This is a genomic window from Oerskovia jenensis (genome assembly GCF_016907235.1).
Taxonomy (GTDB): Bacteria; Actinomycetota; Actinomycetes; order Actinomycetales; family Cellulomonadaceae; genus Oerskovia; species Oerskovia jenensis.
Genome location: NZ_JAFBBO010000001.1, coordinates 3,299,220 through 3,319,632, shown reverse-complemented (window position 1 = coordinate 3,319,632; position 20,413 = coordinate 3,299,220). Strand labels below are relative to the sequence as shown.

Sequence of the window (20,413 nt, the reverse complement as noted above, 5' to 3'; positions counted from 1 at the left end):
AGCGCAGCGACCGCTCCTGACGGCCCCACGATGGTGCCTCTGCACCCCTTCTGGGTCTGGCTCGCCGTGGTGATGAGCGCCTGGAACCGGGTAGCGATTCGCAGCGGCTACCGGGTCGCACCTTAAGTTGTGCGGAATCTGGACCTTGTTCACGCGGTTGCTTGACGGGTGATCTCAACCGGTCGATCCACCAGCTGTTGGTGGAACGGAAGTTCGTTGGATAGTAGTGCGTTGGACAGTTCGGTAGATGGTGGCGCGTGAGACGCCGAAGAGTTCGGCGAGCTCGTCGCTGGTGTGCTGGCCGGCCGGCCCACTCGTCGACGTCCTGGAACAGGTGCCGGTGGATGGCCTGCAGTCCCTCGAGGTCGTACGTCGCGGGGATGCCAGCCTGGCGCAGGGAGAGTGCGCGAGCCTCGACGAAGGCGTCCTCTGCTCGGCGGAGGTCGTGAGGGCATCTGGTTCCCCCTCTCGTCACCCGCAAACCTAGCGGGATGACGATGAACCAGGCCGCAACCTCGGGCGCGCATCCGGCTTCTCCGGCCTGGGCCAGGAAATCGGCGATGCCCTTGGTCGACTTGGTCGGGTCAGGCGCAAAGACGAGCCCCCGACGACGCCAGAGTTGATGCCGCCTACACCCGCGACGTCCCGACACGACCCGCGCCCGACGCGAAGCCGAGCCACGTGTGCCGGTTGCCCGCCCAGCACCAGCCCACCTTGGGGGCACCTCGGCGCTCCTTGCCGTCGCGGCCGGTGCCGTTCGAGATCCACACGGCGGGCGTGCGGGAGTCGAGGCGTCCCTTGTCCTTGCGGAGCCGCGACCCGATCGTCATGTAGCAGTGGTTGCGCTCGACGACGTCGGGCGCCTGGAGGGCCCAGTGGATCCCTTCGCTGAGGACGAGCGGCGTGCGGCCGCGTCGGGTGATCTCGGGCAGCGCCTCGTCGGGCGACCAGTTCGCCAGGTCGTCGCCGCGGTCGACGTCGGTCACGACGTACAGCGGGCTGTCCGGCAGCGCGAGCCCTTCGAGGGGTTCGAAGCGGTCGACGTCCTCCATGTCGACCACGACGAAGCCCGCCTTGTCACCGAGCCGCAGCAGCGGCGCGAGCACGGACGGCGGGGCGAGGCGGGGGTGCAGGGTGAGCAGCCCGCCGTCGGGTGCGCCCGGGGCAAGGTGCTCGACGGCGTCGCGCACGTCGTCCGCGGACAGCCCCGCGATCTCGTGGACGCCGAGCGCGACCAGGCGCTGTGCCTGGTCGGCGAGCGGCGGCAGGACCGCTCCCGGGGAGAGCTGCGCCGGTCGGCCGGTCGTGGGTGCGGCGGCTCGCTCGGCCGTCCCTGGCGTGGCGGATCGTGCGGGCGTCGTGCTGGTCGTCATGGGTTCCTCTCGTCGACGTCCTCCACTGAACATGGTACGCCGTACGAACATTCCCGCGACGGTCCGCGACGCTTGCCGCGCGCCGAGCGGACGAAGGCGACCCGGCACCGACGAGGAGGCGCCCACCGCCGAGAGCCGCACCCCGTCAGAACCGGTCGGGTGAAATGCCCCCTGCTGTCCTGTTTCGCGATTGCGGCCCCCGCACCCGTGGGAAAGGATCACGAGGTGACCTCGTCGTCCGTTCACCCTGCACTCCCCCGGCACGTCCAGCGCGGCCGCCGGTCCGTCCTCCGCATCGGCCTGGCGCTCGGGATCGCCGGCACGATCGCCCTCGGTGGTCCGGGTCTCCCCGCGAGCGCGGAAGCCGTCTCCCTCGGGACGCCCGACGCCCCGGTCGTCGCCGCTGCCGCCGCCACGTCCGACGCCGCACGACCTGCCCTGGCCGCGACAGCCCTCCCCGCCGAGCAGCCGCTCGACCTCCCGGGCCGCATCACCGACCCCAGCGGGGTGCTGGGTGACCGGACCGCCGAGGTCGAGGCCGCGATGGACCGCTTGGAGGAGGACACCCCGTACCAGCTCTTCGTCGTCTACGTCGACACCTTCGACGGCCAGGACGCGCAGTCCTGGGCCGCGGCGACGGCCAACCTGTCGGGCATGGGCCGGGACGACGTCCTGCTGGCCGTCGCGACCCAGGACCGGCGCTACGACCTGTCGGCCGACCACAACATCGGGTTGTCCGAGACATCGCTCGACACCGTGCAGGCGGCGGTCGAGGACCAGCTCAGCCAGGACGAGTGGGCGGGGGCCGCGGTCGCCGCCGCGGACACCCTGCGGGCCGAGGCGACCGGCTCGTCGTCCTCGGGCGGCTCGGGCTGGCTCGTGGCCCTCGTGGTCGGGCTGCTCGCCATCGCGGGCTTCTTCGTGGTCCGCGCGCTCCTGAACAAGCGCCGGGGGACGGCGGCGAAGCCCGGCGGGCCCGACGAGGCAGACGAGCTCGCCCAGCTCCCGACCGACGAGCTGAACCGACGGGCCAGCTCGGCCCTCGTCGCGATCGACGATGCCCTCAAGACCTCCGAGCAGGAGCTCGGCTTCGCGCAGGCCCAGTTCGGTCTCGAGGCGACGCAGGAGTTCCAGGTGGCGCTCGCGACGGGCAAGCAGAAGGCGTCCCAGGCTTTCGCGCTGCGCCAGCAGCTCGACGACGACACCCCGGAGTCCGAGCCCCAGGCCCGCACGATGATGGCGCAGATCATCGCGCTGTGCACCGAGGTCGGCCGCTCGCTCGACGCGGAGTCCGCCCAGTTCGACGAGCTGCGTGACCTCCAGTCCCGCGCCCCGGAGGTCCTCGACACGGTCGAGCGTCGCGCGGGCGAGGTCGAGGCCCGGGTCGCCCCGGCCCGCAGCACCCTGGCAGCGCTCTCGACGACCTACCCTGCCGCAGCGCTCGCGTCGGTGTCCGCGAATCCCGACCAGGTTCTCCAGCTCGTCGCGGGCGCCCGCGAGGCCGTCGCCGCCGGGCGCACGGCGCTCGAGAACACGGACCGGGCGTCGGCCGTCGCGCACGCCCGCGCGGCGGAGAACGCCGTGGGCCAGGCCGTGACGCTCCTCGACGCGATCGACTCGGCGGGCGAGGTCCTCGCACAGGCCGGGCAGCGCCTCGACGTCGCGGTCGCGTCGATCACCGCCGACATCGCCGACGCCGCCCGCCTGGCACCGTCCGACCCGACCGTCTCGGCACGCGCAGCCGACGCCCAGGCCGCCGTGACCGAGGCCCGGACCGCGCGCGACGGGGGCGACCCCATCGCCGCCCTGCGGCGACTGACCGACGCCGAGGCCGCGATCGACGCCGCGCTGGCCCCCTTCCGTGCGAGTGCCGAGCAGACCGCGCGCGCCGCGGCGCTCCTGCGCGACACGCTCGGGCGCGTCGACTCCCAGGTCCGCGCGACGAACGACTTCATCGAGACCCGGCGCGGCGCCGTCGGGCCCGAAGCCCGGACGCGACTCTCCGAGGCGATCCGCTACCTCGGCGAAGCCCGCGCCCTGCAGCCCTCCGACCCCGTGCGCGCCCTCGCCACGGCCCAGCAGGCCGACTCCCTCGCCCAGGCCGCCGCACAGCTCGCGCAGCGCGACGCCTCGGCCTGGGAGTCCCAGCAGAACGGCCCCGGGATGTTCGGCGGAGGATCGGGAGGAGGCGGGAACAACGTCGGCGGCATGGTCCTCGGCGGCATCCTCCTCGACCAGATCCTGCGCGGCGGGGGTGGCGGGGGACGCCGCTCGGGCGGAGGTTTCGGCGGGGGCTTCGGGGGCGGGGGCTTCGGGGGCGGCGGCTTCGGCGGGTCGTCGGGCGGCCGGTCCTCCCGGGGATCGTCGGGCGGACGCTCCAGCAGAGGGGGACGGTTCTAGGGACCGCGCCGACGGGACCACGGTCGAACGGCAGTCGAACAGCACAGCACGCGCGACAGCGTCGCGTACCCGCATCCACGAGCAGGAAGGCACGACCGATGGCAGAGAAGCAGAGCATCTTCGGACGCATCACCCAGCTGGCCAAGGCGAACATCAACTCGCTCCTGGATGGCGCAGAGGACCCGCAGAAGATGCTGGACCAGCTCGTCCGCGACTACACCAACAGCATCGCCGACGCCGAGCAGGCCGTCGCGCAGACCATCGGGAACCTCCGGCTCGCCGAGCAGGACTACAACGAGGACGTCGCAGCCGTCCGTGAGTGGGGCGACAAGGCCGCCGCGGCCTCCGCGCAGGCCGACCGGTTCCGCTCGTCGGGCGACACCACGGGCGCCGACAAGTTCGACAACCTCGCCAAGGTCGCGCTCCAGCGGCAGATCTCCGCCGAGGGCGAGGTCCGCCAGGCCGAGCCGCTCATCGCGTCGCAGCGCGAGACCGTCGAGAAGCTCAAGACCGGCCTCGCGCAGATGAAGGGCAAGCTGGGCGAGCTCAAGTCCAAGCGCGACTCCCTCGTCGCCCGCCAGAAGTCCGCCGAGGCGCAGCAGACGGTCCAGGGCGCGATCAGCTCGATCAACGTCCTCGACCCCACGAGCGAGGTCTCGCGCTTCGAGGAGAAGGTGCGCCGCGAGGAGGCCAAGGCGCTCGGTCAGGCCGAGGTCGCCGCGTCCTCGCTCGACGCGCAGTTCGAGGAGCTCGAGGCCTCCGGGGCGAACATCGAGGTCGAGGCGCGACTCGCGGCGCTCAAGAGCGGTGGAGCCTCTCCCGCCCCGCAGATCACGCCCACGACCGTGACGTCGATCGAGGCAGGTACGCAGGACGCACCCGGCCAGTGGTAGGCCGCCGGTGGGCCGCCGGCGGGCGGCCCACCGCAGCGGACACCCGAGACGAGGACGGCCGGTGACCACCAGGTCACCGGCCGTCGTGCGTGCGAGGGCCCCGACCGGTCGCCGCCTTCGCGCGGGCGACGTACGCGGCGTGCGCGCCGCCGCTGGGGTCCGGCCGCCTCGGGGGTCAGTCGGCTGCCAGCGGCTCGTAGTCGATCTCCAGGAAGTCCTCCACCTCGGGGACCCAGCGCCGGGCGACGAACGCCCGGTGGTCCGGGTGCCCGTCGTAGGCCGCGTAGGCGTCGGCGTCGGCGAACTCCATCGAGAAGCCGAACGTGAACGCGTTCTTGGTGCTCGTCTGGCGGAGCTGTTCGAACCTCTCGACGCCCGGGATCTGCGCCAGGACGCGCGCGTCGGTCAGGAAGGCGGCCTCGGCGGCGGACCCCTCGGGGTGGCGCAGGCGGAAGGCGACGGTGTGTCGGATCATGTCGACACCCTGCCACCGACCACCCGGTAGCGATCGCCGGACACGCAGCCGGTGCGCGGCGGGGAAGGCAGGGCCGCCCCGCCGCAGGACCTACGCCCGCACGCCCCGGCACGCGACGTCGTCGTGCACGACGGCGAGGAACGACTCCGCGAGGAGACGCCCCGTCTCCAGGACCTCACCCTCGAACGGCTCCGCTTCGGCGAGGACGTTCTCGGTGTCGACGTCCGGGTGCCCCTCGGACCAGCGGCGGATCGTGTCGAGCGTCGCCTCCGGATGGAACTGGACACCCAGCGCCGAGCCGAGCCGGAACGCCTGGTACGGGTACATGTCGGACATGCCGAGCCAGGTCGCGTCCTCGGGCAGGTCGATGATCGCGTCGGCGTGCATGCTGAGCGTGAGCGAGCGGGCACGCTTGCCCGTCCCCGCCGCGGCCCGCGCCAACGGGCCGAGAACCGGGTCGGCCTCCGCGCCCGACCTCCAGAACACGCGGGTCAGGCCGACCTCGCGCCCGGGAGGGGCCGCGACCTGCACGTGCCCGCCGCCCGCGACCGCGAGGAGCTGGGCCCCGAGGCACACGCCGAGCGTCGGCACCGCGGAGCGAACCGCTGCGCCCAGGAGGTCTCGCAGCGCGGGGAGCCACGGCGCGACGTCGTCGGCGTAGGCGGACATCCGACCGCCGAGCACCACGAGGCCGTCACCCACGTCGGTCACGTCCGGCAGGGCGTCTCCCTCGAAGGGGCGCACCAGACGGACGTCGGGCCCGAGCCGGTCCGCGAAGGCGTCCAGGGTGACGTCCGGGGAGTTCTGGACGACCGTGATCCGGACCGGGTCGAGAAGCTGGAGGTTCACCGCTGAAAGGTACTCGTAACCTGGGGTTCACATGCAAACCGTGCTCACGCCTCGGCGGGATCTGTGTCAGGGCGCCCGCGTCGGCCCGACGCAGGCGCGGGCGACCGACCCGCCCCACAGCGGCGGATAGGCTGGACCCCATGTCGGACTCCAGCACGTCGAACGGCCTCGTCAGCACCCAGGGTGAGGCCAGGCGCCGCACCTATGTGATCGTCGACGGGGAGAACATCGACGCGACGCTCGGGATGAGCGTCCTGGGACACCGGCCGAACCCCGAGGAGCGCCCCCGCTGGGACCGCATCGTCGACTTCGCGGCCACCCTGTGGGCCCAGGACGTCACCCCCCTGTTCTTCCTCAACGCCTCGTCGGGCCAGATGCCCATGGCGTTCGTCCAGGCGTTGCTCGCGATGGGATACCGCCCCATCCCGCTGGCCGGGTCCAGCTCCGAGAAGGTCGTGGACATCGGTATCCAGCGCACCCTCGAAGCACTCAAGGACCGCCCGGGCGACGTGCTCCTCGCGAGCCACGACGGCGACTTCATCCCGCAGGTCGCGGAGCTGCTCGAGGACGGCGACCGCCGTGTCGGGCTGCTGTGCTTCCGTGAGTTCGTCAACTCGCGCTTCACCGAGCTGGCGTCGCGGGGCCTGAGCTTCTACGACCTCGAGGACAACGTGGGCGCGTTCCAGACCGTCCTGCCGCGTGTCCGGATCATCCCGCTCGAGGACTTCGACCCGCTGCGCTACCTCTGAGTCCCCTCGGACCCCGGGAGGGCGGGACCGCGCCGCGTGCGCGGTCCCGCCCTCCTCGCGTCCGCGGGACGCCCGGGTGCGGTCAGCCCCGCAGCTCGCGGTACAGCGGCGTGGGGAACGACGCCGTCACGCCGCCCCCGTCGAGCAGACCGGTGAGCCGGGCCGCCTCGGCGTCGACGGCCGCGGCCCCGTCCGTCCCGATGTCCTCGAGCAGCCGCACCGCGGGGGACCCGTCCGGCCGCACGGCCCACGCCCCGACGATGCGGCCCTCCCACCAGACGGTGGCCCCGATGTTCCCCGCCGTGTCGAAGAGCTGTTCGCGGTGTGGCCCGAGGTACCAGTCCCTGTGCTTCCAGCCCATGGCGGTGGGGTCGAGCGAGGGCAGCAGGGCCACGTGCCCGGCAGCGGCGTCGGGCGCCGGGGCCAGGTCGGTGGATCGCAGCGCGACACCGGCGCCGACCCCCTCGAGCTCGACCTCGCGCACGTCGAGCGCGGAGAGCGCCGCCCGCGTCTGCCCCAGGTTCCACCCGGTCCACCACTGGAGGTCCGCGACGGTCGCGGGGCCGAAGGAACCGAGCCACGCGGACGCGAGCCGCACCCGGGCCGCGGCCTCGTCGAGCTCGGGGATGCCTCCCGGCAGCCAGTCCTCGACGGGGCGCCACAGGAACCGGTTGGACGACCACCCCCCGGTCGGCTCGCCCCGGACGATCCGCCCCTCGGCCGACAGCAGCGACAGCAGCGGGGACGTCAGCGAGCGCCGCACGTCCCACGACCTGGTCGTGGTCGGCAGGAAAGCGGTCCGCAGCGCGGGGGCCCGTGCGGAGAGCTGTGCGCCCGTGAGGGGCCCGTGCTCCGCGAGGGCGTCGTGGACCTGCGCCTCGGCACCGGCGAGGAAGCCCTCTGCGTCCTCGACGGGCGGGTCCGTGGGGATCGTCGCGAGCTCCTTGAGGAGACGGGCACGCAGCCGGCGCCCGACGGCGGCGCTCGCCCCCGCGTGCACGACCGGCACCAGGTCGCGCGGCACGACGAACAGGGTGCGGCGCATCGCGAGGACACGGACCAGGGAGCGCCGCTCGTACATCGCGGCCCGCACGTCCTCGACGCGCAGGCCGGGAACCCGCGCGAGCACCGAGAGGTAGACGCTCGGGGCGTCGGTCGCGTGGAGGGCCACGAGCCGGTCGACGACGCCCTCGACCGAGGTCACGGGGTGCGGGCCCGTGGGCCCGAGGTCGAGCTGGTGCGCGACGAGTCGCGCTCTGCGGTGGTCGTCACTGATGCGCATCCCTGCATCCTTCCTCCTCGACCCACGACCTGCCAGAACCCGGGACGTCCGGACCCGCGCCACGTCCCGGTACGAGCCCCCCCGCACCCCGGGTGCGCACGGCTCCACCGCTGCCGCCCAGGCGACTCCCAGGGTTCGGTCGCACACTGGAACCATGAGCGAACCCGAGGCGCGGCTCGTCGTGGTCGACGACGAGCCCAACATCCGCGAGCTGCTGTCCACGTCCCTGCGCTTCGCCGGTTTCGAGGTCTACGCGGCCGCGGACGGCACGAGCGCGCTCAAGCTCGTGCGCGACGTCGAACCGGACCTCGTGGTCCTCGACGTCATGCTGCCCGACATGGACGGCTTCACCGTGACCCGCCGCATGCGCGCGACAGGGCACCACACGCCCGTGCTGTTCCTCACGGCGCGCGACGACACGCAGGACAAGGTCACGGGCCTCACGGTCGGCGGCGACGACTACGTGACCAAGCCGTTCAGCCTCGAGGAGGTCGTGGCCCGGATCCGCGCGGTGCTTCGGCGCACCCACGCCGAGCCCGACGACTCCGCGGTCCTGCGCTTCGCGGACCTCGAGCTCGACGAGGACTCGCACGAGGTGCGCCGCGCGGGTCAGGTCGTGGACCTGTCGCCCACCGAGTTCAAGCTCTTGCGCTACCTCATGCTCAACGCGGGCCGCGTCCTGTCGAAGTCGCAGATCCTCGACCACGTGTGGCAGTACGACTGGGGCGGCGACGCGAACATCGTCGAGTCCTACATCTCGTACCTGCGACGCAAGATCGACAACCTCACGGTCGTCGGTCCGGACGGCACCGAGGAGCCCGTCCAGCCCCTCATCCACACCAAGCGCGGTGTGGGGTACCTGCTGCGCACCCCTCCGGAGTCCGGGAGCACCCGCCGGTCATGAGCACGCCCTCGTCGTCGCCCGGTGGTCCGGCCGGCCCCCCGGGCTCGTCGGCTCCGGACGACCTGCCCCCCGTCCCGCCGCCTCCCGCTTCCCGCCCGACGCCGTCACGCCCCTCCGCGGGTCCCCGCGCCCCGGGTGCGGCGCGTCCTGGGACGCAGGCTCCGCCGTCGGGCACGGGACCCACTCCCGCCCCGCAGTCCCGAGCGGGCCACGAGACCCGCCCCTACGGCAAGACCGTGCCCACGGAGAGCTGGAGCTGGTTCGCGCGGATCCCGCTGCGCACCCGGCTCGTCGCGATCATCACGCTGCTGCTCGCCACGGGGCTGGGCATCGCGGCCGTCACGACCATGACCGTGGTGTCGAGGTACCTCGTGGGCCAGGTCGACTCCCAGCTCGAGCGCGAGGCGGCGTCGATCGCGAGCGAGCCGCTGCAGCAGCAGCAGAGCATGTCGGGCGGCGACTCGCTCCCCAGCGACTACTACGTCGTCTACCGGTTCGACGAGGGCGGCATGACGCAGCGCGTCCTCCCCGAGACCGCGCTGCGGTTCGGCATCCCCGACATCCCCGCGCTGTCGGTCGACGAGGTCCGCCGGATGGGTGGCGAGCCGTTCACGGTCGGGGTCGCGACCACGCCGTTCGTGCCGATCGACCCGTCGGACTGGCGGGTCATGCCGCTCCTCATCAACGACGGCGACGCCGGGACCGCGTTCGCGGCGCTCCCCCTCTCCAAGATCCACGAGACGGCCCGGATCCTCGGCCTGACCCTCGGGATCAGCGGGCTGGGGATCGCGCTGATCGGCGGGGCCATCTCGTTCGTCGCCGTCCAGCGTGCCCTCCGGCCGCTGCGCGAGATCGAGGTCGCCGCGGCCGACATCGCGGGAGGCGACCTGACACGGCGAATCCGCCCGGCCCCGCCGACGACCGAGGTCGGCTCGCTCGCGGAGTCGCTCAACATCATGCTCAACCACATCGAACGCGCGTTCGCGGCGTCCGAGGCCTCCGAGGCACGCATGCGACGCTTCGTCTCGGACGCCAGCCACGAGCTGAGGACCCCCCTCGCGACCGTGCGCGGCTACGGCGAGCTCTACCGCATGGGCGCCCTGACGACCCCCGAGCAGATGGACGACACGATGCGCCGCATCGAGGACTCCGCGGCCCGCATGGGCACGCTCGTCAACGACCTCCTCGCGCTCGCGCGCCTCGACGAGGGCAGGCCCATCCGTCGCGACCCCGTGAACCTCGCGGCCCTCGCCCGCGACTCCGCCGGTGACCTGCACGCCCTCGACCCGACGCGCGAGGTGCGGCTCGTGGGGCTGGGCGGGGCGTCCGGGGACACGCCCCAGGACCTCACCGTGATCGGCGACGAGGACCGGCTGCGCCAGGTGCTCGCCAACCTGATCGGCAACGTCGCGCAGCACACCCCGGCCGGTACCCCCGTGGAGATCGCGCTCGGGACGCAGGTCCAGGACGGCGACGGGCCCCCCGTCGCGGTCCTCGAGGTGCGCGACCACGGACCGGGCATCACCCCCGAGCAGGCGGCTCACGTGTTCGAGCGGTTCTACCGCGCGGACTCGTCGCGCAACCGCGCCTCGGGCGGCTCTGGGCTGGGCATGGCGATCGTCGCGGCCATCGTCGGGGCGCACCACGGGCACATCTCCGTGGCCCCCACGCAGGGCGGTGGCCTCACGGTTCATGTGGAACTCCCGACTCAGGGCTACGATGGCGGGTCGTCGGCGGATCGGACGTAGGCTCGAAGGAGCATCCGCGCTCGACGACGCATCCTGTTCCCGCATCGAAGAAGGCTGATCTCATGGGCGTCACCACCTCTGACGCACCGCAGTGGTTGCTCACCTCCTGGACCCGTAGCTGCAAGGGCGCCGGGGCGAGCGCCCCCACCGAGGAGATCGTCGCCGTCGGCGAAGGGCTCCTCGAGCGCTGGAGCCAGCCCGACCGCCACTTCCACAACCTGCGTCACCTCGCCGACGTCCTCGGACGTGTCGACGAGCTCGCGGAGGAGACGCACGACGCCGACGTGGTCCGCCTCGCGGCCTGGTACCACGGCGCGATCTTCGACGCGGCCCGCAAGGCCGCGTACGCCAACAAGGGGGGCGAGGACACGAGCGCGAGCGCGGCGCTCGCGTTCGAGCAGCTCTCGGGCCTGGGCGTCCCCGAGAAGGCGTGCCGCCGCGTCGAGTTCCTCGTCAACGCCCTCGTGCGCCACGCGCCGGACCCCGCGGACTTCGACTGCGCCGTGCTGTGCGACGCGGACCTCGCGATGCTCGCGGCCGAGCCCCAGCGGTACAAGGAGTACCTCAAGGACGTGCGCGACGAGTACGCGCACATCCCGCTCGCCGACTACCTGCGGGCGCGCACCGCGATCATCACCAGGCTGCTCGAGCGTCGTTCGCTGTTCTCGAGCCCGCTCGGTGCCGCGTGGGAGGAGCCCGCGCGGCAGAACCTGGACGCCGAGCTGCAGCGCCTGCGCAAGGAGCAGAAGAAGCTCGAGGCGTCGGCCCCTCCCGCGCTGGTCGCGCCCTCGCCGTCCTGAGCTCGCCTCGGACCTGGCACGCCGAGGGGGCGACCCGTGCACAGGCCCGTGTCCTGAGGCCGCGCCCACAGGGCACGGTGCCTCCCCTGCCCGACGGCGCCGCTCGCCTCTAGCGTCCTGCTCACCCGGTCGCGCACCGCGCCCCGGGGCGGGACGCCGACCGGTGCCCCGCAGGCACGGTGAGAGGCAGGACGACATGAGCAGGTACGAGGTCGACAGCGCACGGGTGGCCCAGGCGAGCGCAGCGGTCGGAGGATCGGTGGCGGCCATCCGCGCCGAGGTCGGGGCCATGATGCGCAACCTCCAGGACCTCCAGGCGAGCTGGCAGGGCGGCGCGGCCACCGCGTTCGCGGGCGTCCTGGCCGAGTGGCAGGGCGCGCAGGTGCACGTCGAGACCGCGCTCGACTCGATCACGACCGCGCTGGGCTCCGCCGCCCAGACGTACGCGGACGCCGAGGCGCAGGCGTCGAGGTTGTTCCTGCGCTGACGGGCTCCTCCCTTCGCGGCGGGCCGCGGCGGCGCTCGTGGTGTGCCGCCCGGGCCGCTAGGCTCCGCTCCATGCCGCGCCGCCGCCAGTCCGCCGCCAGTCGCACGGTGTCGTTCGAGGTCGTCGAGGACCTGGACGACGACCGCCCGGTGCCAGCAGACCGGGCCGGGCCTGCGGAGGCTGCCGGGTCCGACGAGTCGGCCGCCGCCGCGGGCGGCGGATCTGGTGCTGACGGCTCCCACGACGACCCGGAGGCCGCGGCCCCTGGGTCTGGGGGCGCGCCGTCGGGCAGGAAGCGCTGGTGGCCTGTGGCCGCTGGTGCCGGTGTCCTGGCCCTCGTGGCCGGCGGGCTCGCGATCGGCGGGGAGATCGAGGAGCGACGCACCGCGACGCGTCTCGTCGCGAGCGAGGGCGGGGTGCTGCCCTTCACGGGACCGCCGCACGAGATCTGGTCGAGCGACCTGACAGACCAGGTCTGGACGCCCTGGGGCGGGCTGCTCCTCGCCCGCGACGGCTCCGGCACCGACGAGACCGTCACCGCTGTCGACGTCCTGACCGGGCAGGACGTGTGGGAGGCGAGGGTCGGCCCCCAGGCGATCTGTGGTCGGAACAGCTTCTGGCAGCCGTTCGCCGTGGACGACGGCCCCCTCCTGTGCCTGTCAGGCACCCCGGAGGCCATGACGGTCACGGCCCTGGACCCGGACGGGCGGACCACGGGGCGCAGGGACCTCGGCGCGGTCGACGAGACGTCGGGCTACGCCGTCGGGCCCGGCAGCACGGTCGTGACGGTCCGTCGCGACGGACCCGTCGGTCCGCCGGTCGGCCGGCGCGAGATCTGGAGCGAGGACGGCTCCCCGACCTTCGTCGACGTGCCCGGCGGACGCGGCGTCGTCGTGACCCTGGAGGACGCGCTCTCGGGAGACGTGCTCTGGGAGAACCGGGTGCCGTTCGTCGCACCGGACGAGGCCTGGGAGTGCCAAGGGCGCCCCGACGGGACCGAGCCCGTGCTGATGCTCGACCAGGTGACCGCCTGGACGGCGGGCCACGTCGTCCAGGTCGACGGTTGCGGCGTCAGCGCGTCGTTCGATGCGGGCGGTGACCGCCTGGACGACCCGGCCGCCCCGGACGACCAGGTCGAGCCCTTGACGGCGACGACCGCGGCCAGGTTCGACCAGACGACCACGCGCACGATCGTGCTCGACCGCACGGGCGCACCGTCGTGGGAGGTCACCGGTCAGATCCTCCGCCCGTCCGCCACGGACGGGACGGGCGAGAGCACGGTCTTCGTCGACACCCTGAGCGGCCTCGCGGCGTTCACGCCCGAGGGCGAGGAGCTCTGGGACGTCTCGACGTCCGCGAACGCGTTGTTCGTGCACACGGCCGCCGTCATCGTCGTCGGCGACGGCGCGAACGGCGTGACCGCTCTCGACCCGACCACGGGCCGCAGGCTGTGGACCGTGCCCGGAGAGGACTCGGTCTACCCGTCCGGTGCGGCGACCGACGGCTCCCAGGTGATCGTCCTCACCTTCGGCGCCGACGGGGCTTCCCGGAGCACTGGATACGACCTGGCGACGGGTGACGTGCTGTGGACCGGCGAGAGCACCGCGAACGAGGGGCTGATCGGCTACCGCGGTGCGCTGCTCCGGCTCACCCAGGACTCGGTGGGCAGGGTGGGGTGACGCCGCCCCGACGACCTAGGGTGACAGGTGTGCCGACGTCCCCCCTGACCGCGAGCGTCACGGTCTGGTGCGCGCCGCCGACCCCCTGGCTGTCGGGCCCGGAGGCCTGGTTGTCGGCCGACGAGGCGGCCAAGGCGTCGAGGTTCCGACAGCCCGTGGATCACGACCGGTTCGTCACGGGACGGCTCCTGACCCGGGCCGTCCTCGGGGAGCGACTCCACCAGGCTCCCGAGGACGTCGACATCCGGCTCGGCGCCCGGGACGGCGCGGCACCCGGCCGACCGTTCGTCGAGACGGGGCCGTCGTTCTCGATCGCGCACGCGGGCTCCTGGGTGCTCGTCGCCGTCGTCGATCCGGTGGGTCCGTCCCTGCCCGGGGCCGCTGCTGCGACGGTTCCCGACACCGGGTCGGACGTCGGGGCGGGGGTGGACGTCGGCGTGGACGTCGAGTCCGCAGCCCCTGCGCGCGCCCATCTCGCCGACCTCCTCGACGCGGTCCCGGCGGGTGAGAGTCCGGTCGACGGGTGGGGCGCCGAGTCGTTCACGCGGTCGTGGGTCCGTCGCGAGGCCGTCCTCAAGGCGGTCGGCACGGGGCTCCTCGCACCGCGCGACGACCTCCTCCTGTCCCGTGCGGACCGGCCGGCCGGAGTCGTGCACAGCGGAGGGTTCCTCCCTGCTCCCGACCGGCTCGTGGTCCGGGACCTCGAGCTCCCGGCGGCGCCCTCGGCGGGCCGGCACGACACCTACCTCGCCGCCGTCGCGCTCTGCTCACCCCGCCGCCCCGTCACGCTCGGAGTCGTCACGCTCGCCGACGGGATCGCGCTGCTCGCCCGGCACGGCCTCACCGTCCCGTGACCGCCAGGCGTCGACCGCGCGCACCACGACGCGCGGCCCCGGCTCGACCTGCCCGTGCGCCCGACGCTCAGCGGACCTCCTTGCTCTCGCGCAGGAGCAGCCACAGCAGGAACGGCGCACCGATCGCCGAGGTCACCACACCGACCGGCAGGTCCACGGGCAGCGAACGCGCCCCGAGGTCGGCGGCGAGCACCACGCACGCTCCCACGAGCCCCGCGCCGAGCGGTGGGGGCCCCTGCGTCGCGAGCGCCCGCCACGCGATCTGCGGTGCGACGAACGCGACGAACGGGACGGGCCCGGCCGCCGCGGTCGCGGCGGCCGCCAGGACCACGGCCAGCGCGATCTGGAGCAGCTGAGCCGCCGAGCGCCGGACGCCCAGCCCGACGATCACGCGCGAGTCGAAGCGCAGGATCGCGAGCCACCGGGCCGAGAGCGCACTGACCGCGACCGTGACCGCGACGACCGCCGCGACGGGTCCCACGATCTCGAAGCTCGCACGGTTGAGGCTCCCGGTCATCCAGATGAGGGCCGCGTTGAGGTCGGGCAGCTCGGCGCGCACCAGCATCCACGACGTGATCGCCGAGGCCCCGGCGTTGACCCCGAGACCGACGAGCACCAGGCGGTACCCCTCGATCCCGCCGCGCCACGCGAGCAGGCACACGAGAGCGGTCGCGACGAGGCCGCCCAGGACGGCGACGACCGGCAGGCCGGCCGTGACCAGGAAGCCGCTCAGGGCCCCGGTGCCCGCCAGCACGATCGCCCCGACGGCGGCTGCGGTCGCACCGGCCGTGACCCCCAGGATGTCGGGGCTCGCGAGCGGGTTGCGGGCCACCGACTGCGTGATCGCACCGGCCGCGCCCAGGGCGAAGCCCACGACGATCGCGGTCGCGGCCCGCGGCGCGCGCAGGCCCAGGATCACGAACCGGTCGGCCGGGTCCCCGGCACCGAGCAGGGTCCGCACCACGTCCCGGGCGGGCAGCACGTACTCGCCGACCATGACCGACGCGACGAGCAGCACGAGGACCAGGCACACGAGCCCCACCCCGACCAGCACCTGCCGACGACTGCCCGGGTGGCGGAGCAGGGGACGCAGCACGCGTCGGAGCACGTGCCTCAGCGGGCCCCGCCGCTCCGAACCGCCTGATCGGCCCGACGAGCCGTCCGGCCCGGGCCGCGGGGCACCCCGGTGCAGCTCCGGCACCTCGTCGGTCTGCGCCCCGCGCCCCTGCGCGGCCCGCGAGGACGGTGGGCGCCCGGTCCCGGGCGCGTTCCCCGGCAGGATGGTGGTCACGATCGATCTCCCAGGTAGCCACGGGCGAGGACGACGAACAGGGGTGCGCCGACGAGCGCGATGACGATGCCGACCTGGATCTCCGAGGTCGCGGGCGCGAGGCGACCGACCACGTCGGCGCCCAGGACCAGGACCGCCCCGCACAGCCCGGCGACCGGGACCCGCCACGCGGGCCCCCCGAGCCCGAGCCGGGTCGCCGCGTGCGCGGCCGCGAGACCCACGAACGCGATCGACCCGCACGCGGCCGTCGCTGCGGCGGCGAGCAGCGTGACGGCCAGCAACCCCACCGCCCGGTCTCGCACGACGTGCCGGCCGAGCGCGACGCCGAGCTGGTCCCCCATCTCGAGCGCCCCGAGGGTCGGCGCGTTGACGACCGCGAGCAGCAGCCCGAGCAGGAGGAACGGCGCGACGGTCCAGATGACCTCGGGTCCGCGGCCCACGAGCGACCCGATGCTCCAGAACCGGAAGACGTCCATCGTCGTACGGTCGAGCAGCAGGACCCCCGACGTGATCGATGCGAGCAGGGCCGTGACGACCGACCCCGTGAGGACGAGCGTGACGCCCGGCGCGAGCACACGGATGCGCTGCGAGAGCACCACGACGATCCCCCCGGCGCACAGCGCGCCGACGAGCGCGAAGCCCACGGCCCCCGACGGGCTCGTGACCCCCAGCACGTGGATCGCCAGCACCACGGCGCACGCCGCGCCCGACGTCACCCCGAGCAGGCCGGGGTCGGCCAGCGGGTTGCGGGTGTGCGCCTGCGTGAGCGCGCCGGCCACGCCCAGCGCGATCCCGACGAGCAGCCCCAGGATCGTGCGGGGTACACGCATGTCCCACACGACGGCCGAGGCCTCGCTCACGCCCGGTTCGCGCAGGACCGCGAGCACGTCGGGCAAGGGCACGGGCTGCGAACCGAACGCGATGCTCGCGGCGACCGCGGCCAGCAGCGCGAGGGCGAGCGCGGCACCCACGAGGGGGGACGACCGGCTGCCGGGTCGGCGTCCCGTCCGGGCCGCGACCGCGGAGGCGGCCGTGCCGCTCATGACCCGGCTCCCGCCGCTGCGCCCGCGAGCCGCCGCAGGTCCGCGGCGACGATCTCGCGCGACCGCACCCACCGTTCCTCGGCGGCCGGGCGCGCGACCCGGTCGGCGTAGGTGCCCGCCGTGACGGCGGTCAGTGCGACGCGCAGCGCCTCGACCACCTCGGGCGCACGGTCGCCCACGAAGAAGTGCCCGCCCTGGACGACCCGCCGTCGGACCCCTGCCCGGGCGTGCTCCACCCACGGCGCGACCGCCTCCGGAGGGGACGCGACGTCGTCGGACCCGGCGAGCAGCAGGAGCGGCACCGTGATCCCCACGGGCTCCCCCGCCCCGGTCGCGAGCGAGTCGTGGACCGCGAGGTCCGCGCGCAGGACGCGCGCGTGCAGCGCGAAGAACTCCGCGTCGGCGAGCAGCTCGGGCGGCGTGCCGCCCAGCGCGGTGATCCACGCCCGCAGCGCGGAGTCGTCCCGCGCGGTGAGCCTCCCCGGCCCGACGACGTCGCTCCCGTCCCCGTCCCGGCCACCGGACCGTGGGCGGTCGGCACGCGCCGCGCGCCCCGAGACCACGAGCAGGTCCGGGCCCTCCCCCGGACCGAGGCCGGCCGCGACGCGGACCGCGACCGACGCCCCGAGGCTGTGCCCGAGCAGGACCGTGGGGACGTCGTCGGCAAGGAGCGAGCGCACAGGGCCAGCGACGTCCGCGAGGAGGTCGGCCATGCTCTGCACGGGCGGCTCGACGAACCGTGTCTCACGGCCCGGGTACTGCACGGCCACGACCTCGGGGACCGAGGCGAACGGCGCTGACGACCCCCTCGGGCTCCTGGGGTGCCCGCCGACCGCCCGGTCGCGGGCGAGGACGAGCCGCCGGTAGTAGCTCGCGGCCCCACCCGCGTGCGGGCACACCACGACGCGCCACGTCGCCCCCGGGGGCGAGGACAGGACACGCAGCGCCGGGTGGTCGTGGCGGGGCACGACACCCTCCGCGTCAGTCACGAGGGGCACCGTCGGCCTCGGACGCGGCGTCGGGCACGGCCTCGGTCTCGTCGGTGTCGTCGCCGTGGTGGTCGTGGTCCGAGACGCCCTTGCGCCAGTACCCGTCGACGTCGAAGTTGTCGCGCCCCAGCCCCAGCTCGTTCTTGAGGTAGCGGCGCAGCGGCTTGATCGAGAGCGACTCCCCCGCGACCCACACGAACCCGTTGCCGGGCGGCAGCTCGGTGCCGCGCACCGCGTCGGCGAGCAGCGAGGTCGTGCCCGGTGCGCGGTCCTCACGGAAGAGCCACGTGACGTCGACGCTCGCCGACGACGCGAGCGGCAGCACGTCGCCCTCGTCCTGGACCTCCACGAAGACCGTGACGGGCACGTCGGCGCGCAGCGTCTCGAGCCACCGGGCCGCTGCGGGCAGGGCCGTCTCGTCGACCGCGAAGACGTACCAGTCGAACACGTCGTTCACCAGGAACGAGCCGCGCGGTCCCAGGACACCGACCAGGTCGCCGACCTGCGCGCGTCCCGCCCACCGACCCGCGACCCCGTGCTCGTGCACCACGAGGTCGATGTCGAGCGTGCGTGCCTCACGGTCGAAGGACCGCACCGTGTAGTCGCGGCTCGTGAGGTGGCGGCCGCCGACCCAGCGGTCGTCGACCACCTGCGGCATCTCCGGGGTCCCGCCCACCTCGGTCGGCAGGAAGATCTTGACGTGGTCCTCGGGCGCCACCGTCACGAAGTCCGCGAGGTCCTCGCCCGTGAGGCGGACCCGGACCATGCGCGCCGCGACCTGCTCGACGGCCGAGACCGTCAGCAGGCGGGTGCGGAGCGGGTGGGTCAGCAGGGTGACCTGCTCGACCGAGTCCGCGGGGGCCTGCGCCCGGGTGGCCGGTCCGGTCGTGTCGAGCCTGCTCGTGGTGCTGGTCATGCGTTCTCTCCTCGGGTGGTGCCGACGCTCGCGTCGACGGGCTGGGGGGAAGGTCGGTGGGGGTCGGGGACGACCGGGTCCGGCTCGGTGACCGCGCGGCGCAGCCCCGGGATCAGCAGCGCGACCAGGCCCGTCGCGACGGCCGCGAGCGCCCCGCCCACGGCGATCGCGCCGCCCGCGCCGAGCGCCCGGGCGATCAGGGTCAGCAGCGGGCCGCCGAGCGCGTCTCCCGCGGTGCCCTGCGCGGTCCACAGCGCGCTCACGCGGCCGCGCAGGTGGTCGGGCGTGCGCTCGTAGAGCAGCGTGAACCGCAGGATCTCGCCCAGGACGTCGCCCGCGCCGACCAGGGTCATGGCGACGACCGCGAGCACGACCGACTGCGACAGGCCGAGCATCGCGACCCCGGCGCCCGAGGCCGCGAACACGATCAGCAGGACGCGACCCGTGCGCCGCACGCGCCCGGTCCACCCGCTCGTGAGCGTCGCGACGAGCGCACCGACGGCCGGGGCGCTGAAGAGCAGGCCCACGACCTCGGGTCCCGCCCCGAGCTGCTTGTCGACCAGCTCGGGGAGGAGCACGTGCGGGGACGCGAAGAGGATCTGGACGAAGCCCAGCAGGACGATGCCGCCGATCACGCGGTCGGTCGCGACGAAGCGCAGCCCCTCGACCAGGTCGTCCCACGGGCGCGGACGCCGACCTGACGCGTCGGCCGCAGGGGTCTCGCCCGAGCCCGGCGACGCGAGGGCCGAGCCGGCCTGCCCGGGCGAGGCGGCGTCGTCGGGCACGATCTCCCCTGTCCCCTCACCACCGCCCGGCGGCAGCGGCGGGAGCCGGACCAGGAAGCCCAGGCTCACGAGGCTCGCGACGACCACGGCCCCGAACACCAGGCTCGTCCCACCGTGCGCGATCGCGATCCCCGCGACGAGCGGGGACACCACGGCTCCCAGGTCGAGCGAGATCGCCTGGAGCGCCGCGACCGCGGGAAGCTGGCCGCGCGGCACGAGCGAGGGCACCGCGGCCGCGAGCGCGACCACGCTGAACCCGCCGGCGAGGCCGTCCCAGGCCGCGATCACGTAGATCGCGGCCACCGACGGGGACTCGGCGAGCGAGTTCACGAGCAGCGCGGCGAAGCCCGCGATCGCGGCCGAGCGCGACCACAGGATGACGCGGCGCCGGTCCGTGCGGTCCGCGACGACCCCCGCCACGAGGGTCCCCGCGAACGCCGCGACACCGAGCGTCGTGCTGACGCCCGCGACGTGCAGCGACGTGCCCGTCAGGGCGTAGACCTGGACGGGCAGCGCCACGACGAGCATGCCGAGCCCCAGCAGGGACACGACCCGCCCGGCGAAGAGCAGGCGGAAGCTGCGGCTCGCGCGCAGCGGGGTCAGGTCCAGGGCGAGCGCGGAGAGAAGTCCCGGGCCGCTCACGTCGCTGTGGTGGTCGGCGCAGCCGTCGGGTCGCCGGACCGGGGCGCGGAGGCGTCGAGCACGCGACGCAGGCTCGCAGGGCGCAAGTCCGTCCAGTGCGCGTCGACGTACGCGAGCGCGACCGCGCGCGTCGAGGCGCCCAGCACGACGTCCCACCCGGGCGGGACCGCCGCGAACTCGGGCCACAGGGAGTGCTGCCGCTCGTCGTTGACGAGCACCAGGAAGGTGCCCTCGGAGTCGTCGAAGGGGTTCAT

The 20,413-nt window shown here is 74.1% G+C and carries 19 protein-coding genes; 9 read left to right on the top strand and 10 right to left on the bottom strand.

The window, feature by feature from the left end:
- Positions 1-629: 629 nt before the first annotated feature.
- The gene (locus tag JOD49_RS14920) at positions 630-1,373 is read right to left on the bottom strand and encodes a DUF5701 family protein (protein ID WP_239525226.1); all 744 of its coding nucleotides are present in this window, start codon (positions 1,371-1,373) and stop codon (positions 630-632) included.
- A 225-nt stretch (positions 1,374-1,598) separates the two neighbouring features.
- Here JOD49_RS14920 and JOD49_RS20585 point away from each other — a divergent pair, with 225 nt between their 5' ends.
- Entirely contained in the window at positions 1,599-3,773 is a 2,175-nt protein-coding gene (locus JOD49_RS20585) for a TPM domain-containing protein (protein ID WP_307822569.1), read from the top strand.
- Positions 3,774-3,871: 98 nt separating this feature from the next.
- Positions 3,872-4,666, top strand: coding sequence for a PspA/IM30 family protein (locus tag JOD49_RS14910; RefSeq protein ID WP_205307861.1), 795 nt, complete (start codon positions 3,872-3,874; stop codon positions 4,664-4,666).
- Between the two features lie 175 nt (positions 4,667-4,841).
- On the opposite strand, the gene JOD49_RS14905 is transcribed toward JOD49_RS14910, so the two are convergent.
- Positions 4,842-5,141 (bottom strand): Dabb family protein, encoded by a 300-nt coding sequence (locus JOD49_RS14905; RefSeq protein WP_205307860.1) that lies wholly within the window; start codon positions 5,139-5,141, stop codon positions 4,842-4,844.
- Between the two features lie 90 nt (positions 5,142-5,231).
- On the bottom strand, positions 5,232-5,990 hold the full coding sequence (locus JOD49_RS14900; protein WP_307822568.1) for a type 1 glutamine amidotransferase: 759 nt from the start codon (positions 5,988-5,990) through the stop codon (positions 5,232-5,234).
- A 140-nt stretch (positions 5,991-6,130) separates the two neighbouring features.
- Here JOD49_RS14900 and JOD49_RS14895 point away from each other — a divergent pair, with 140 nt between their 5' ends.
- Positions 6,131-6,739, top strand: coding sequence for an NYN domain-containing protein (locus tag JOD49_RS14895; RefSeq protein ID WP_205307859.1), 609 nt, complete (start codon positions 6,131-6,133; stop codon positions 6,737-6,739).
- Between the two features lie 82 nt (positions 6,740-6,821).
- Here the strand turns inward: JOD49_RS14895 and JOD49_RS14890 are convergent, their stop codons facing one another.
- Positions 6,822-8,021, bottom strand: coding sequence for a winged helix DNA-binding domain-containing protein (locus JOD49_RS14890; RefSeq protein WP_205307858.1), 1,200 nt, complete (start codon positions 8,019-8,021; stop codon positions 6,822-6,824).
- A gap of 154 nt (positions 8,022-8,175) precedes the next feature.
- Here JOD49_RS14890 and JOD49_RS14885 point away from each other — a divergent pair, with 154 nt between their 5' ends.
- The 6 genes from JOD49_RS14885 to JOD49_RS14860 all read left to right on the top strand — a co-directional run bounded on the left by JOD49_RS14885 (position 8,176) and on the right by JOD49_RS14860 (position 14,493).
- Positions 8,176-8,925, top strand: a complete 750-nt coding sequence (locus tag JOD49_RS14885) for a response regulator transcription factor (protein ID WP_205307857.1) — start codon at positions 8,176-8,178, stop codon at positions 8,923-8,925.
- A 236-nt stretch (positions 8,926-9,161) separates the two neighbouring features.
- Complete coding sequence (locus JOD49_RS14880; protein WP_307822567.1) at positions 9,162-10,673, top strand: sensor histidine kinase; 1,512 nt, start codon at positions 9,162-9,164, stop codon at positions 10,671-10,673.
- A 62-nt stretch (positions 10,674-10,735) separates the two neighbouring features.
- On the top strand, positions 10,736-11,473 hold the full coding sequence (locus JOD49_RS14875) for an HD domain-containing protein (RefSeq protein WP_205307856.1): 738 nt from the start codon (positions 10,736-10,738) through the stop codon (positions 11,471-11,473).
- 196 nt (positions 11,474-11,669) lie between these two features.
- A complete protein-coding gene (locus JOD49_RS14870; protein ID WP_205307855.1) occupies positions 11,670-11,960 on the top strand; it encodes a WXG100 family type VII secretion target in 291 nt (96 codons plus the stop codon).
- A 71-nt stretch (positions 11,961-12,031) separates the two neighbouring features.
- Complete coding sequence (locus JOD49_RS14865) at positions 12,032-13,639, top strand: outer membrane protein assembly factor BamB family protein (protein ID WP_205307854.1); 1,608 nt, start codon at positions 12,032-12,034, stop codon at positions 13,637-13,639.
- 29 nt (positions 13,640-13,668) lie between these two features.
- Positions 13,669-14,493: a 4'-phosphopantetheinyl transferase family protein gene (locus tag JOD49_RS14860; protein ID WP_205307853.1), complete on the top strand. Its 825-nt coding sequence runs from the start codon at positions 13,669-13,671 to the stop codon at positions 14,491-14,493.
- Positions 14,494-14,560: 67 nt separating this feature from the next.
- On the opposite strand, the gene JOD49_RS14855 is transcribed toward JOD49_RS14860, so the two are convergent.
- From JOD49_RS14855 to JOD49_RS14830, 6 genes are read right to left on the bottom strand one after another with little or no spacing between them, the layout of a single operon-like run.
- A complete protein-coding gene (locus JOD49_RS14855) occupies positions 14,561-15,784 on the bottom strand; it encodes a FecCD family ABC transporter permease (protein ID WP_205307852.1) in 1,224 nt (407 codons plus the stop codon).
- A complete protein-coding gene (locus JOD49_RS14850) occupies positions 15,781-16,827 on the bottom strand; it encodes a FecCD family ABC transporter permease (protein WP_205307851.1) in 1,047 nt (348 codons plus the stop codon). The genes JOD49_RS14855 and JOD49_RS14850 overlap by 4 nt, the downstream gene beginning before the upstream one ends.
- On the bottom strand, positions 16,824-17,816 hold the full coding sequence (locus JOD49_RS14845; RefSeq protein WP_205307850.1) for a thioesterase II family protein: 993 nt from the start codon (positions 17,814-17,816) through the stop codon (positions 16,824-16,826). The genes JOD49_RS14850 and JOD49_RS14845 overlap by 4 nt, the downstream gene beginning before the upstream one ends.
- A complete protein-coding gene (locus JOD49_RS14840; protein WP_205307849.1) occupies positions 17,809-18,732 on the bottom strand; it encodes a siderophore-interacting protein in 924 nt (307 codons plus the stop codon). The genes JOD49_RS14845 and JOD49_RS14840 overlap by 8 nt, the downstream gene beginning before the upstream one ends.
- On the bottom strand, positions 18,729-20,159 hold the full coding sequence (locus JOD49_RS14835; protein ID WP_205307848.1) for an MFS transporter: 1,431 nt from the start codon (positions 20,157-20,159) through the stop codon (positions 18,729-18,731). The genes JOD49_RS14840 and JOD49_RS14835 overlap by 4 nt, the downstream gene beginning before the upstream one ends.
- Positions 20,156-20,413: an MbtH family protein gene (locus JOD49_RS14830; RefSeq protein WP_205307847.1), complete on the bottom strand. Its 258-nt coding sequence runs from the start codon at positions 20,411-20,413 to the stop codon at positions 20,156-20,158. The genes JOD49_RS14835 and JOD49_RS14830 overlap by 4 nt, the downstream gene beginning before the upstream one ends.

Coding starts and splice junctions, on each gene's coding strand:
- JOD49_RS14875 (WP_205307856.1), top strand. CDS start 10,736: ATGGGCGTCACCACCTCTGACGCACCGCAGTGGTTGCTCACCTCCTGG.
- JOD49_RS14870 (WP_205307855.1), top strand. CDS start 11,670: ATGAGCAGGTACGAGGTCGACAGCGCACGGGTGGCCCAGGCGAGCGCA.
- JOD49_RS14895 (WP_205307859.1), top strand. CDS start 6,131: ATGTCGGACTCCAGCACGTCGAACGGCCTCGTCAGCACCCAGGGTGAG.
- JOD49_RS14910 (WP_205307861.1), top strand. CDS start 3,872: ATGGCAGAGAAGCAGAGCATCTTCGGACGCATCACCCAGCTGGCCAAG.
- JOD49_RS14905 (WP_205307860.1), bottom strand. CDS start 5,141: ATGATCCGACACACCGTCGCCTTCCGCCTGCGCCACCCCGAGGGGTCC.
- JOD49_RS14890 (WP_205307858.1), bottom strand. CDS start 8,021: ATGCGCATCAGTGACGACCACCGCAGAGCGCGACTCGTCGCGCACCAG.
- JOD49_RS14865 (WP_205307854.1), top strand. CDS start 12,032: ATGCCGCGCCGCCGCCAGTCCGCCGCCAGTCGCACGGTGTCGTTCGAG.
- JOD49_RS14850 (WP_205307851.1), bottom strand. CDS start 16,827: ATGAGCGGCACGGCCGCCTCCGCGGTCGCGGCCCGGACGGGACGCCGA.
- JOD49_RS14840 (WP_205307849.1), bottom strand. CDS start 18,732: ATGACCAGCACCACGAGCAGGCTCGACACGACCGGACCGGCCACCCGG.
- JOD49_RS14830 (WP_205307847.1), bottom strand. CDS start 20,413: ATGAACCCCTTCGACGACTCCGAGGGCACCTTCCTGGTGCTCGTCAAC.
- JOD49_RS14920 (WP_239525226.1), bottom strand. CDS start 1,373: ATGACGACCAGCACGACGCCCGCACGATCCGCCACGCCAGGGACGGCC.
- JOD49_RS14885 (WP_205307857.1), top strand. CDS start 8,176: ATGAGCGAACCCGAGGCGCGGCTCGTCGTGGTCGACGACGAGCCCAAC.